This is a genomic window from Acinetobacter guillouiae (genome assembly GCF_002370525.2).
In the GTDB taxonomy this organism is placed as follows: Bacteria; Pseudomonadota; Gammaproteobacteria; order Pseudomonadales; family Moraxellaceae; genus Acinetobacter; species Acinetobacter guillouiae.
Window position 1 is genome coordinate 2352608 of sequence record NZ_AP014630.1, and the last position, 14880, is coordinate 2367487.

Genomic DNA, 14880 nt, shown 5'->3' on the forward strand with positions numbered 1-14880 from the left:
TATTCATGACACGAGTGAATCTATTGGTTTTTCACCACCCATTGGTGGTGAAATTGACTATGCTTCGATTGATGATTAAGTTTCTTTAGGCAAATATTGCTGAATGATGCTGGAAAAATCGAGTTGAGCATTACCTTGCATACACAGTTGCTGATAAAGCTGCTGTACCAAACCACCTAAAAGCAAAGGTTGTTTGACTTGGCCTGCGGCTTCAACAGCCAAACCCAAATCTTTAAGCATCAGTTGAGAGGCAAAGCCATCACTATAACCACGTCCAGCAGGTGCATTTGCAGAAATACCCGGCCATGGGTTACACACTTCAGAGCTCCAGCAACGACCACTTGAACTATTGATTACGCCTGCCAACGCTTGTGCATCGATACCGAGTTTTGCCCCTAGCGCCATGCCTTCAGCCACTGCGGCCATTGAAATGCCTAAAATGAGATTATTGCAAATTTTAGCAATTTGTCCTGCACCCACTTCACCACAGTGCACTATGTTCTTACCCATTGGTGCAAGCACAGATTTAACTTGTTCAAAGGCTTTATCATCAGTTCCTACCATAAAGGTTAGCGTACCTGCTTGGGCCCCGATCGTGCCACCTGAAACAGGTGCATCACAAATTTGAATTCCTTGCTCTGCACCAATTGCAGCAATGTCTTTAATGGTTTGTGGATCAATGGTACTGCTGTCGATACATAAGCTGCCTTGTTTAAGCACAGCAAGTACCCCATTTTCACCCAAATAGACCTCTTTAACATGCTTTGCGGCTGGCAGCATGGTAATTACCACATTAGCATTTTCTGCTGCTGCCTGCGGACTATTACAGGCAATTCCGCCTGCTTCGGTGAAATGTGCGATTGCAATATCACTTAAATCAAAGCCATAAACCGTTAAGCCTGCTTTGAGTAAATTATGGGCCATTTTACCGCCCATATTGCCTAAACCAATAAATGCAATATCCATCCTTGAACTCCTGTATTAACGCAAGCTGATGGTGGTATTCACTTCACCTTTTTCTTGTGTGTCTTCGAACCAACGACTGGTTATGGTTTTGGTTTGAGTATAGAACTGTACTGCTTGTTTACCATAAGGCCCTAAGTCCCCTAATTTTGAACCTCTTGACCCGGTAAAGCTAAAGAATGGAACTGGCACAGGAATTGGAATATTGATACCAACTTGACCGATATCAATGGTGCTTTGGAAAGTACGTGCTGTGGCACCACTTTGAGTAAATAAACCCACACCATTGCCGAATGGATTGGCATTGACCAATTCAATGGCTTGTTCAAGCGTATCAACATGAATAATGGCTAAAACCGGGCCAAAAATTTCTTCAGTATAGATACGCATATCGGTAGTTACTTGATTGAATATGGTTGCACCAACAAAATTGCCATTTTCATAGCCTTGGACTTGTACGCCTCGACCATCGAGTAAGAGTTGCGCACCTTGTGCAATACCGCTATTAATCAAATCTATAACGCGAGCTTTGGCACGTGGTGAGATCACAGGACCAATATCTGTTTGCGGTTCATGCCCAGCATTGACTTTGAGTGTTTTGGCTTTTTCAACCAATTCATCCACCCAGTTTTTAGTTTCACCGACCATTACAGCAACAGACAATGCCATACAACGTTGTCCAGCCGCACCAAATGCAGCACCAACTAAAGCATTTAAGGTTTGTTCTTTGTTGGCATCTGGCATGACCACGACATGGTTTTTTGCACCCATCATCGATTGCACACGTTTACCATGCTGACCTGCTAAGTTATAGACATGCGTGCCTACCGCTGTCGAACCTACAAATGAAATGGCTTTAATGTCCGGATGCGTACATAGACGATCCACCACTTGTTTGCCACCATGTACCACATTGAGTACACCAGCAGGTACACCTGCTTGTAATGCCAATTCAACCAGCATCATGGTCGATAATGGATCTTGCTCAGACGGTTTAAGTACAAAGGTATTGCCGCAAACAATCGCCATTGGAAACATCCATAGTGGAATCATGGCAGGAAAATTAAACGGGGTAATTCCAGCACATACACCCAATGGTTGCTGCAAGGTATACGTATCTACACCACGAGCTACACCTTCAGTATATTCACCCATTTGTAAGGTGCCAATTGAGCAAGCATGTTCAACCACTTCTAAGCCACGTTGGATATCACCTTCTGCATCAGCCAAGGTTTTACCTTGTTCTGCGGTCAAAACACGGGCAATATCTTTCATATTGTCACGAATCAAATCTTGCAGTTTCAGCATGATACGCATACGGGCTTGAATCGGTGTAAAACGCCAAGTTTTAAATGCTTCTTGTGCAGCAGCAATTGCAGCATCAACTTCGTCTAAAGTTGCCATTGGGACACGACCAAGTACCTCTTGGGTCGCTGGATTTAAAATGTCTTGCCACTCAGTAGTATTTGATTCGGTAAATTTTCCATTAATTAATAATTTAGCCGTCGTCGAATGAATATTTGACATTGTGTTCATAACCTCTCCATAGGCAATATTTTTTGTTGTTACATTTTTAGAAAATAGCCAAAAGCAATATTTTCATCAGTGCTGTTTCAAATCAAACTAACAAAGAAAATATAGATGACCAATAGAAATTAACGCACAATGAATGTGCAAATATGCACAAGGATGTCATACACAATGAAAGTCGATTGGGATCACCTACAGTTTTTTTTAGTTTTAGCGCGTGCCAAGACGTTAACCAATGCAGCTCGTATTATTGGGGTCGAACACAGTACCGTGTCTAGACGGATACAGGCGCTAGAATTAGCTTTAGGAACGCCGTTGTTTAGACGCGAAGCCACAGGCTATGAACTGACTATGGAAGGCTTGGCGTTGGTGCCCCGTGTTGAGCAAATGGAACAAGCATTCTTGCAAATTGAAAAACCCAACTTACCTTTACAAGGACATGTGCGAATTGGCACACCTGAGGGTTTTGGAACAGCATTTTTAGCCCAGCTATTGGCAGAACTGTCTAAACAATACCCTTTACTCACGATTGATCTTATCCCGGTTCCAAAAATGATTAAGCTGTCGCATCGTGAAGCTGATATTGTGATTTCCATTGATCGTCCTAAGTCAGGACCTTATATCATTACCCGTTTAACCGATTATTGTCTTAAAATTTATGGCAGTAAAGGCTATCTAGAAAGCACTCAAGCGATTAAAAAACTTGAAGATTTAAAAAACCACCAGTTTGTAAACTATATTGACGATTTAATTTACAGCCCTGAACTGTATTGTTTAGAACGTCTGCCCTTACAGCTCAATGCAAATTTTAGAAGTAGCAGTATTTTGGCCCAACAAGTTGCTGTGAGTGCAGGTGCTGGATTGGCAATTTTGCCAAAGTTTTTGGCAGAAAATAAACCAGAACTTAAACAGGTGTTACAAGACGAAGTTCGTTTTATTCATACCTTTTGGATGCTAACTTTAGTCGATTTACAGCATGAACCGCGTATAAAATTGGTTTGGGATTTTTTAAGAACACAAGCTGATAAATATCAAAATTTATTGATGGATTGAAAATTTTCGGTAGAATTTAAATTCTTGATTTTATAAAATATTGCCTAAATCGTCTTCAAATTTTTCCCTTAATATAAAGTCAGAAATATTGAGAACAATTAAGACCAGATAAAATTAGACTTCTATCGTTAACCTTAGAAGTCCTTAAAATTATTTACTTAAACTCATATAAAATTATAAACGCTTGGTTTCACTCTCACATTTTTCTGATGTTGAAGTTTGTTTAATAATATCGACGATGTTTGCAATGCAATATATTGTATTCAATTGGACATGTTTATTGTCATAGCTCTTTGCATGTACATAGCCATTGATAATAAAGGTTTCAATTGGACTACGCCCCTCTGCACGAACATCTTGCCCAGACTGATAACATACCGTTCCATCTCCTTTTGAAGTGGGTTTAAGATCTAAATAAAATGTGGCTTTATTGGTTTTAGAAATTTTAGATTTTTCATCAAGCAAAATTTCTCTTACACCATCTTCTTTATAGGCGTTGTCTTGTAAATTATGAGTTTTCGAGCCTTTAATGCTTAAATCTGCATCATTTTCTGGAGGATTATTGGGATCATCTTCTTTAATATCACTTCGATCTTTGATATCCGGGAACTGGATTAATTTTTTCTTGCCATATAAGCTCATTAATTCAATCAATTCATTTTCACTGCTAATATTTAACTCTTCTTTACAGCGCCACACCACCTGACCAAATGCTTTAAAACTATTGTCAGCAGCATAGTTGGCATACGTAGTGGGATGATAAGCATCTTTAATATGATCATGTAATTTTTTGACAATAACTAAAGTATCTCTATAAACATCAAAAATACTATCATATCCGTCTTTATCTACAGTTTTTGCAACCAATCCAGCAGGATCAATAAAATCAGGATTGATCATCGCCCACCAACAATCTTTTCTTTTATAAATATCATTATATGGGTCATTACTTTTTGGTAATGTGGCGGTAATTTCACCGCTAGGTGTTTTGGCTTTAATGACTAACCATGCTTTAGGATTTTTGGGAAAATCCACAGCATTGGAATAATTTGAGAAAGGTAATAGTTCTAATCCCCCAGGCGCATTTGCCAATGTTGCGGTGAGACGTTCAGAAGTATTTCCAAACATAAATTTAGTTGCCCACGCAGCAGCACTTTTAAAGAGTCCTGTTGACGCTTTCCAACCATCCCAGCCTACAGTGAGACGCTGATATACCGCTGGCGCACCACTGGCAGGCATCGCACCATGTACCACACCGGCAATCTTATCTTTGACTTTTTCATTTTGAATCAAGGCACGAGTCACTAATCCTCCCATAGAGTGACTGACAATAATAAATTTCTTAAATTTTGCGCTAGGAAATTCTTTTTTAACTTGTGCCATAACTTCATTATTGAGTCGGTCCGCAACTTGATCCGCTGACTTCATGTTGGTCTGTAACCAGTTATAGCCACAAGCAAACACTGGAAAAGCATAATCAGCCAATTGCTCATGCTTTTCTAAACCTAATAATTCAACTGTTTTTTCAGCAGACCAATTTTTAAGTATTTTTTCAGTTGCTTTATTGCCCGGATGGACAATTTTTTCCCATTCAGTTGTACCATTAAACTGGGCTTTTTTGTGCTCACTTAACTTTTTAAAGGGTTGATTAAGCTGACTTTCCATAAAAATCAATAAATCTGCATAACCAATGGTAATCACTGAGCCCCAACCGCGTGCCAAAGCCACGTCTTTGGTGATATGTGGAATTCGCTTTTTACTTATTTTTACATCGCCATCATAACCCACCTGAGTTGTTGCTGGATTCAAGGCAATTTGTCGTTCTCGTGCATCTCGTTTACTGTATTCAATAATCGTGGAAAGTGATATTCGAGGATACCAAACCTCTTTATCATCTGCGGTATCTTTAATATTTGAGCCCATAATGCCTGGAATAAAAATAACCGGCACAACATGTGTTACAGGTGCAGGGATTTCACACTCGGTATTGACACTATCCGGTGTGGTGTGTGAAACATAGGAAACACTTCCAGATTTATAAAGCCTTTCATAGGCCTCATGACGATGTATATGATTTGACATTGTTATTCTCAGAATTTACGTATGGTTTTTAAAATCGACTCATAAAGTTTTAAGGCGTCATATTGTTGTAAACTACTACTCTGTGTAAGCGGAGATGAACGTGCTGTATCTACCTCAAAACTAATCAATGGATCCTGATTATTATTGGCACTGCCCGTATGTTCCCATAGGGCGCTAATGCCATTTTTGCCTTTCATTTTTTCAACGGAAATCCATTCTTGCCCTGTTAAATAAGCCGTATCTTTTTCACCTTTACGGATATTGCCTTTATCAATTTGACGTTGGCTTTGCCCAACCTCTTTAAACTTTTTTTCTATCCGGGGAATCATTGCTAAGACATATTCATCATTTGTTTCTGCTTCAAAACGTAACACTACTGTTGGATAGTCCTTAAATCTAAAACCAAGTTTTTGGATACTATAACGGTATTGTTTGGTTTCATCTTTAATAAAACCTTGATAAATACATTGTCCTATTTCTTTGGGAATCTCGTATTCATTACGATAGTGTAAGTTTTTCACTAAATTATGAATTGCTTCATTACTTTTCTTGGTTCTTTCTGGGGAGTCACTATGTCCTCCTTCAATTAAAAATAACGTATTTTTATCGAGTACAAATCCAAAGACCGTAAAAGGATGCCCCTTATCTTTCGATTTTTTTCCTTTTATAATTTTAGAAATACGTCCATCAATTTTTTGTTCTTGAGGGTTATCGGTGATAAACCAACCATCATCAGAATATTCTTTTCTCACTTTTTGAATAGCAGTATCAAAATCTTGACGTGTTGCTTTAGTTTGAGCCTTAATGGTAAAAGAATCATATTTATCATAACGTTCTAATGGATTTGCTTCAGCGGGGATATCAACCACATAGCGCCCAATGCAATAAGTTTTGGTTTTTTCTAAATTGATCATGTTATTTCCAGTATTTTTTATTTCTGATTTTGCAAATGCACATCCTGTGTTGATGATACAAATAGTGAATAATAAACAAGAGCGTAATTTATTCATCGACATATCCTAATAATGTAATGACTACTTTGGTCATAGCCAGTGACGTTACTTTCTCTGTTTTACCTTCGGCATCCGTAATACCTTCGATGGTTTTTCCATCTTCTGTTTTTATTTTATATTTCATATTTGGCATGGCTTTGCCTGCTTTATTACGTAACACAAAGCATTCACCATAATCCATTTGAAGTTTTGGCATGGCTGCTAAATCAGTAGTTAAAGTACTGCCTGGCATGGTTTTAATTTGCCCTGCTTTTAAGGATAGGGTGCCTGGGCAAACAATATCTATATTGCCATCTTCAATTTTAATGAAACCACCACCAGATGAGATCAATATTCCTTTACCACTTTCGACTTTGACAAAGTCATTAATCGCATAAATATGCATCAGTTCTTGTGAGGCGATTTTCATGCTGCTTGCTTGTGATTCAATTTCGACTGCACCTTGTCCAGCTTTGATTTTGATACCCGCTGCTTGAGCAAAGAGTGAAATTTTATCTAAAACATTTGCCAGAAAAGCTCGACCTGAAAAAATTTGAACATTACTTTCTGAACTTATATCAATGTTTTCTTTGGCTTGGGCAATTATGCCTTTATCTGCATCGAAAATAAGTGAATCCTTTGCATCGATTGCAATATAAGGAGTTGAATCTGATTCATTCCAGTTCGGAAGCGCTATTTTTATGGCTTCTTGTAACTCCAATGCTGGCGCAGAAGTTTGGTGTTGTTTCGCTGCTTCCTGAATGGCTTGATTAGTTGCTAAGAATTTTTCGATATTATTTTGAAGATTGTCGCGATCAAGTTGGTTTCCAGCAGCATTACTTGCTATTTCTGTTGTAATTAATATTCCTTTAGGCGCACGTATTCCGCCCCAATCATCGGTCCTTAACTCAAACCCTTCACCACGACCATCACTTTCTGCGGTTTCTTTGGGATGACTTAGATTACCTAAATTTAGCTGTGTTGCACCGTGGCTAGATTGTAGCTGTGTACTTAGTTGCCCAGTGCTATCGTCAAATCTGAGTTGCCCAAAGCCTTCCCCCGAAATCTCTTTTGATCGAATACCACTCAGCTTTTTGGTTTCTGGCAATTTGCCTTTGATATCAAATTGGGTTGGACTTCGATGTCCTTCATGGATTCGTCCTGTAACAAAGGGTCTGTCAATATTACCATCAAAAAAATCAATCACTACCGTCTCACCAGCACGAGGTAGAAATCTTGCACCATAACCTTCACCCGCCCATGGCGTCAGTACATCGACCCATGCAGAATCGGTATCAGTATCGTTTGAACCAGCACCACCATCATGAGCATGATCTTCAATTCGAGTAAATAGGAAACGTACTTTTATCCGACCCCATTCATCCACATAGATTTCTTCACCATCACTGACCACTTTGGCACGTTGTACGTGAGCCGTTGGTCGATGTTTTAAAGGGTCATATTCTGGAACAATATCAATATTTTTACGCACCAGCATTAACTCATTGGCTTGACGTTCTTGTTTACTGTCTTTATTGCTTTGCCAATGACTTAAAGTTAAGAGTTTTTCAACTTGATCTTGAATATCTTTGGGAAAGTTGTTCTGATGGTAAAAGTGCTTCTTCAGTATAAGCAGCTCCTTATCACTTCCACGATGATTTCTGTCCAACTCTGGATGATCAGTCAATTGAAACCAATAGCCAACCTGTGTATCACGGACACTACTATGCGCGGTAAAGTATTTGGCTTGCAAAGCTTGATACTGATTCAGTTGTTTATTCAGTTTATCGAGTTGGCTATTTCCTGATACCGTGGCTTGGTCTTCACCTTTAAGGTCACGGATCCATGCAGGAGAAATATTCCAAGCCTGTTCTAGACTTAGGCTCTCATTGTCGCGTTGTGCGCTGTGTTTGTGTGAACTGAGGACGGAACCACTGGCGTCTTCTTGAGTTAAACTGTCTGCTTGCCAACGCTGGACGTGGATTGCTGTAGATTGTAATTGTCTCTTTGCGATAAAACTGGTGATACTGTCATACTGTTCCGTTGCATTCGATCGATGATAACGAATGGTTCTACGCTCAAGGGCCTTAAATTGGGCATTGTCATCAATTAATCTTAGTTTCTGTGGTTCAATACTATGTCTATTACTAGAAACCAAGTAATTCGACTCATCAATCAGCCAGTTAATTGATTCTTCACGTAAAATCCGAGTAAGGTATTCATAATCAGATTCGTTTGATTGCATGGAGAATGGACGGACATCATAGTCTTTGGTTAAGCCACTGCTATCCAGTATTAAACTTGCTGCAAACAAGGCACTTTTGGATTGCCATTCTTTTACGATAATTTCGCAAATTTCCACAACACGCTTATCCATGAACACGCGGCTATTACGTCTTTTATGCCATAAACTGGTTGGATCTTGCATGGTCAAGCGATAAAGGCTAAACGCACCATCGGATTGTCCCTGACTTGCACCTGTAATAATCCCTGTCGTTCTAAACAACCTGCCTGAATCTGTAACTTGGTCCACACTCACCTGACAACCAATAAATTGTTTTAATTCTATAAATGGATTTAAGGATAAACAGATCAGTTCTGCAGATAAGCCCTCGTTGACAGCATGATAGCCATCAATACGTTGCAACATGATTTGGGAATTGAGTTCCAAATTTGAAAATTGGACACTCATCGCACGTTTTTGAGTTCCGAAGCCAAACTTATCCAAGAAGATAGAAATATTATTCAACATTTTATTATTATAGCCTTACAACTAATAAGTAAAACTTAACATAAAATTTAGTATAGCTCAAATTTACTGGATTATTGTTGTGTTCCAAATTCAATATTCATCTAGAGATATAAATTTAAATTAGGCTTCTTTCATAAGTCCTTTTTAAAACTATAAATCAACATAAAATCCCCCTCATCCTAGCCTCCCCAAAGGGAGAAGGAACTTTCAATACCCATATGATTGCTCAACAGGATCATTTTTTGATTTATGAAAGAGATCTATTATTGATATTATTTTGAAAAATAAAAACCCAAGACGAATCTTGGGTATTTCAGTTATGTTCTAAAGTAAAATGCGTTTAACTTGCTAAGCCAACAGCTTTAGCACGTGCCTTATGTAACTTCTTATAGCTGTCTATAAGTCTTAAATGACGATCAAGCCCTTCAAGCTGCATACTGGTTTCAGTCAAACCATAAAAACGCATACTGCCGTCTAGAGAACCAATAACTGCATCCATTCGTTCATCACCAAACATACGACGGAAATTCGCTTCGTAATCATCTAAATCCATGTCGTCATCTAGTTCAACTTCAAGCATTACATTCATACACTGGTAGAACAAGCCGCGTTCTACAGTATTAGTATTATATTGCAGGAATTGTTCAACTAAATCTTTGGCTTCTTCAAACTGTTGTAAAGCAAGATAAATCAACAGCTTTAACTCAAGGATGGTCAGTTGTCCCCACACAGTATTATCATCAAATTCAATACCAATTAAAGTCACGATATCGGTGTAATCATCCACTTCAACCTCTTCAAGACGTTCAACTAAAGCTTCCAGTTGCTCATCATCCAAACGATGAAGATTTAAAATATCTTCACGGAATAACAATGCTTTGTTGGTATTGTCCCAAATTAAGTCTTCAACCAAATAAATTTCAGAATAATCAGGCACAATAATACGGCAAGCTGTCGCGCCTAAGTGCTCATAGACGGCCATATAGACTTCTTTGCCCATTTCTTCAAGAATCTTTAGCATGGTCTTTACTTCTTCAGCATTGGCATTTTCACCCGCACTGCTAAAATCCCACTCAACAAAGTCATGGTCTGATTTTGCACTAAAGAAACGCCAAGACACTACACCACTTGAATCGATAAAATGTTCAACAAAATTATTCGGTTCAGTCACTGCATTACTGCTAAAGGTTGGTTTAGGTAAATCATTTAAACCTTCAAAACTACGACCTTGTAACAATTCAGTTAAGCTACGCTCTAAAGCAACTTCAAGCTTAGGATGCGCACCAAACGATGCAAATACGCCACCTGTACGTGGGTTCATCAACGTGACACACATCACTGGAAATTCACCACCCAACGATGCATCTTTAACCAAGACTGGAAAGCCCTGTTCTTCTAGGCCTTTAATGCCCTCAACAATACGCGGGTATTTTGCTAAAACATCTTTTGGTACATCTGGAAGTGCAATTTCTCCCTCTAAAATTTCACGTTTAACCGCACGTTCAAAAATTTCAGATAAACACTGCACTTGAGCTTCCGCTAAGGTATTTCCTGCACTCATACCATTGCTTAGATATAAGTTTTCAATCAAATTTGATGGGAAATATACAACTTCTTGATCTGATTGGCGTACAAACGGTAATGAACAAATCCCACGCTCAGTATTACCTGAGTTGGTGTCATACAAATGTGTACCTAATAATTCATTGTCTGGGTTATATACCTCTAATGTATATTCATCCAATATTTCTTTAGGTAGCGCTCCATTTGGTCCTGGTTTAAACCATTTTTCATCTGGATAATGTACAAACTCAGCATTGGCAATGTCTTGACCCCAAAACTGGTCGTTGTAGAAGAAGTTACAATTTAAACGTTCAATGAACTCGCCTAATGCCGAAGCCAAAGCACTTTCTTTGGTTGAACCTTTACCATTGGTAAAACACATTGGAGATTGCGCATCACGAATATGTAATGACCATACATTTGGAACAATATTTCGCCATGAGGCAATTTCAATTTTCATTCCCAAACCTGCCAGAATCTCTGACATATTGGCAATAGTTTGCTCTAAAGGCAGATCTTTACCTTCAATATAAGTTGAGCTTTCTTGTGCTAAGTTTGGCATGAGCAATGCTTGTGCATCGGCATCAATACTTTCAACTTCTTCAATAACAAATTCAGGACCTGTTTGGATGACTTTTTTAACGGTACAACGGTCGATCGAACGCAAAATACCTTGACGATCTTTATCCGAAATATCCGCAGGCAGCTCAACCTGAATTTTAAAAATTTGTTTATAGCGGTTTTCAGGATCGACAATATTGTTTTGCGATAAACGAATATTATCTGTTGGGATATCACGAGCTGCACAATACACTTTCACAAAGTAAGCAGCACACAAAGCAGATGATGCAAGAAAATAATCGAAAGGACCCGGCGCAGAGCCATCACCTTTATAGCGAATGGGTTGATCAGCAATTACTGTAAAGTCATCGAACTTGGCTTCTTGTCGAAGATTGTCGAGGTAATTGACTTTGATTTCCATGTGGGCACCTAAATATTCTTATGTGTTAGCATGGACACATAAAATTTAAATATTGAAAAATAAGCCGAATCACGGAGAAGAAATTGACTTAAAACGAACCAACCTCAACTGAGGTCAGTAATAATGGACGCTATTATAGAATTATTTTACACAATTGATAACTTTAGAATGGAAAGTTTGAAAATACTTTAAACAAAAGCCATTCCTAGAAATGACTTTGTTGGTTAAAAATTTTTACAGCCGCGCTTATAGCACTGGAATGATCGAAGGAAGCATGTCATGAATGGTCTTACCATTGCAGGTATCGCCAATCGCAGACATTTTCCATGCACCATTGTGGCGATAAACTTTAGCGATAATCAAAGCAGTATAATTGCCTTTGGCGGAAAGGTTATATTTTGCGATTTCAGTATTGGTATTTGAGTCGACTAAACGACAAAATGCATTTTCAACTTTTTCAAAAGTTTGACCACGGAAACTACTAATTGTAAAAACCAGTGCTTTGACTTGCGGTGGAATTTTGGTTAGATCAACATGGATCACTTCATCATCGCCATCACCAGCACCTGTACGATTATCCCCTGAATGCCAAATACTGCCATCCTTACTTTTTAATTGACCGAACCATACTGCATCAAGCGGTTGGTTGTTTTCATCAAAAATAATGACAGACGCATCAAGGTCGATTGAATCACCACCACCGCCACCAAAAAGGCCACCTAAAAATCCGCCACTCTTAGCCACATCCCAGCCTGCACCAAGATAAATTTTGGTCAAAGATGAACCATCACCTTTTTCTAAAGAGATTTTTTGACCTTTTACTAAACTAATACTCATGTGTTTCCCTCATAGATTTAATTGTTTCTATTTAAATTTAAAGCCGAAGATAACCAGGTGAGGTAGCTCTTGCGATTTCGGGAACAAATAATGACTTTGCCATTGCCCCTAAACTTAAGCACCATACCTTCACCACTGGTAAAACTGTTTAAAAGATTTCCAACAATTCCGCGATTTTGTGAACTTGGCATCCCAATGTTGTAACTTAAAGACGAATCCCATGCCACAACATGACCATTATCAATGGTGGTTTCTCCGTTCTGAGTGCTTACATCGACTTCCATCAAGGTACCACAACCAGAAATACACAGTTGTCCTTGTCCTGATGATTCCATCACCACAAAACCACCTGTATCACCAAAGAATCCACCGCCTAAATTTGCTTGAATTTTGGCTTTGACATTGACATGTTCTGTTGCTGCAACAAAAGCCCCATCAGATAAAGTGTATTGCTGAGGGCCAATGTTAAGAATCTGCATATCACCATCTATGTTTGGAGAAAGTAAACACTGCCCATGACCAAATGATGCTTTAATTTCTTGCTGAAACAGCGACTCCCCTGTGGTAAATCTACGCATAAATGATTGAAATAATCCGCCACGTAAATTTCCTGCCAATTCTAAATTTTGCTCAATCATGACCATAGCATCAGATTCACAAAATATTTTTTCTCCCTGTACCAAATCGACCAATAGAAATGGTTCTGGACTGCCTACAAGTTCAAATTTAGCCATCGATTGTCCTCACTTTATCGAATAATGTTTTTATTTTTCGCTTCTTTTAACCACAGTGGAAATTCCTGAAGCAGCGCATCATACAGTTGCGCTTCAGGCATACTTTGAATATTGCTCATTTCAAAAAAATTGCAATTATCTACCACTCGCCCATCCATCGTATCGAGTTGTTCGAGCACACCGTAGTTACGGCCACCGATACCCACGAACTGCCAAAAAATAGGAAAACTGGATGCATTTTTAAGAATATTTTTAATCTTTTTACTTTCACTGACCCCGCCATCTGAAACAAATACCACATAAACGGGTAAGTGAGATGGATTTTCTTGGGTAAAATATTGAATCACGGCTTCAAGTACAGCAGGTTCATTATTATAACGTGCACCCGCTTTCCACTTTGGGTGTCCGCCTTGATCTGTATTGACAAAATTTTCTAGGTTATTCAGGGTTACATCGCTTAAACGCAAGGATTTTTCTGCAAATGCCCAGCACTCAAAACTACCATCATCATCAAAATTGACTGCCAATGGCATAATTCGGTCGAGTACTTTTTGCACATCACCTTTTATATACTGTTGGTGCATTGAACCTGAATAATCGAGGACTAAAGCTACGCGAGCTTTTACATCGAGTAAATTATTTTTTTCTAAACTGATCAAAGACTTTTTAGTAATATCTACCAAATGTGGGGCTGCATTTTGGATTTTATCCAATACCACTTTCTTTTTCAGATCAATCGTAGATGCGCTATTGCTTGTCGATGGGTTTGCTGTTGATGGAGTAGCTGCGGCACTTTCTTCAACCTCTCCCCCAAAGTGCTCAACTAAAGCCTTTAAGCCACCATTAAAACCTTGACCAATTGCAGCGATACGCCAAGCATCACTTTTAAAGTAAATCTCAGTCAGCATCACAGCTTTTTCTTGGCTAAAATTAGAACCATTTAAAGCATAACTGGCAACAACCTGACCCTGTTGATTAGATAACTCGACCTGAATCGATTGTATATTTTGGATTTGAGACTGTTCATTGGCTAAGGTTGCACAAATAACAAAACGTGATGTTCGTGTTGCGTCTATCTTGTTTAAATCAAAGGTAAAACTATGTATGTTGCCTTGAAGCTGATATTGAACTTCGCCTTTCGGAGCCTGTGGCTGATTATAGAAAGTCATATAATCATCATGGAAAAGTTTATCGTTTGGCGCAATACCAAAACTAGAAATATCAATTTCAAAAGGTGCTTGAACTTGAACACGTACTTTAAACTGTGTCTCTGTCTGCAACAATTGGTGAAGTGCCAGTTTTTGGCCAGTGATGAATTGCATTGTTGTTCTCTATTTAGTACTTGAAAATAATTTTTACTGTGTTCATAAATGAACCGATTTAAACCGAATC

The 14880-nt window shown here is 38.7% G+C and carries 10 protein-coding genes; 1 reads left to right on the forward strand and 9 read right to left on the reverse strand.

The genetic code is table 11. From position 1 onward, the window contains the following. Window positions 1-75: 75 nt before the first annotated feature. Both mmsB and AS4_RS10870 read right to left on the reverse strand, forming a co-directional pair. The gene (gene mmsB / locus AS4_RS10865) at window positions 76-966 is read right to left on the reverse strand and encodes a 3-hydroxyisobutyrate dehydrogenase (protein ID WP_096734144.1); all 891 of its coding nucleotides are present in this window, start codon (window positions 964-966) and stop codon (window positions 76-78) included. 15 nt (window positions 967-981) lie between these two features. After that, window positions 982-2499, reverse strand: a complete 1518-nt coding sequence (locus AS4_RS10870) for a CoA-acylating methylmalonate-semialdehyde dehydrogenase (RefSeq protein ID WP_096734145.1) — start codon at window positions 2497-2499, stop codon at window positions 982-984. 165 nt (window positions 2500-2664) lie between these two features. On the opposite strand from AS4_RS10870, the gene AS4_RS10875 reads away from it, so the two are divergent. Continuing rightward, window positions 2665-3546: a LysR family transcriptional regulator gene (locus AS4_RS10875; protein ID WP_004821587.1), complete on the forward strand. Its 882-nt coding sequence runs from the start codon at window positions 2665-2667 to the stop codon at window positions 3544-3546. A 174-nt stretch (window positions 3547-3720) separates the two neighbouring features. On the opposite strand, the gene AS4_RS10880 is transcribed toward AS4_RS10875, so the two are convergent. The 7 genes from AS4_RS10880 to AS4_RS10910 form a co-directional block, all read right to left on the reverse strand. After that, on the reverse strand, window positions 3721-5628 hold the full coding sequence (locus AS4_RS10880) for an esterase/lipase family protein (RefSeq protein WP_096734146.1): 1908 nt from the start codon (window positions 5626-5628) through the stop codon (window positions 3721-3723). A gap of 8 nt (window positions 5629-5636) precedes the next feature. Next, the gene (locus AS4_RS10885) at window positions 5637-6638 is read right to left on the reverse strand and encodes a T6SS immunity protein Tli4 family protein (protein WP_096734147.1); all 1002 of its coding nucleotides are present in this window, start codon (window positions 6636-6638) and stop codon (window positions 5637-5639) included. Then, window positions 6631-9372, reverse strand: coding sequence for a type VI secretion system Vgr family protein (locus tag AS4_RS10890; RefSeq protein WP_096734148.1), 2742 nt, complete (start codon window positions 9370-9372; stop codon window positions 6631-6633). Before AS4_RS10890 ends, AS4_RS10885 begins: the two co-directional genes overlap by 8 nt. A gap of 340 nt (window positions 9373-9712) precedes the next feature. Beyond that, the gene (locus AS4_RS10895) at window positions 9713-11917 is read right to left on the reverse strand and encodes an OsmC domain/YcaO domain-containing protein (RefSeq protein WP_096734149.1); all 2205 of its coding nucleotides are present in this window, start codon (window positions 11915-11917) and stop codon (window positions 9713-9715) included. A gap of 246 nt (window positions 11918-12163) precedes the next feature. Beyond that, complete coding sequence (locus AS4_RS10900) at window positions 12164-12754, reverse strand: TerD family protein (protein WP_004720371.1); 591 nt, start codon at window positions 12752-12754, stop codon at window positions 12164-12166. A 17-nt stretch (window positions 12755-12771) separates the two neighbouring features. Beyond that, entirely contained in the window at window positions 12772-13488 is a 717-nt protein-coding gene (locus AS4_RS10905) for a TIGR00266 family protein (RefSeq protein WP_004720370.1), read from the reverse strand. 14 nt (window positions 13489-13502) lie between these two features. Further along, window positions 13503-14810 (reverse strand): vWA domain-containing protein, encoded by a 1308-nt coding sequence (locus AS4_RS10910; RefSeq protein WP_096734150.1) that lies wholly within the window; start codon window positions 14808-14810, stop codon window positions 13503-13505. Window positions 14811-14880 lie beyond the last annotated feature (70 nt).

Coding starts and splice junctions, on each gene's coding strand:
- AS4_RS10880 (WP_096734146.1), bottom strand. CDS start 5,628: ATGTCAAATCATATACATCGTCATGAGGCCTATGAAAGGCTTTATAAA.
- AS4_RS10890 (WP_096734148.1), bottom strand. CDS start 9,372: ATGTTGAATAATATTTCTATCTTCTTGGATAAGTTTGGCTTCGGAACT.
- AS4_RS10910 (WP_096734150.1), bottom strand. CDS start 14,810: ATGCAATTCATCACTGGCCAAAAACTGGCACTTCACCAATTGTTGCAG.
- AS4_RS10905 (WP_004720370.1), bottom strand. CDS start 13,488: ATGGCTAAATTTGAACTTGTAGGCAGTCCAGAACCATTTCTATTGGTC.
- AS4_RS10875 (WP_004821587.1), top strand. CDS start 2,665: ATGAAAGTCGATTGGGATCACCTACAGTTTTTTTTAGTTTTAGCGCGT.
- AS4_RS10900 (WP_004720371.1), bottom strand. CDS start 12,754: ATGAGTATTAGTTTAGTAAAAGGTCAAAAAATCTCTTTAGAAAAAGGT.
- mmsB (WP_096734144.1), bottom strand. CDS start 966: ATGGATATTGCATTTATTGGTTTAGGCAATATGGGCGGTAAAATGGCC.
- AS4_RS10895 (WP_096734149.1), bottom strand. CDS start 11,917: ATGGAAATCAAAGTCAATTACCTCGACAATCTTCGACAAGAAGCCAAG.
- AS4_RS10885 (WP_096734147.1), bottom strand. CDS start 6,638: ATGAATAAATTACGCTCTTGTTTATTATTCACTATTTGTATCATCAAC.
- AS4_RS10870 (WP_096734145.1), bottom strand. CDS start 2,499: ATGAACACAATGTCAAATATTCATTCGACGACGGCTAAATTATTAATT.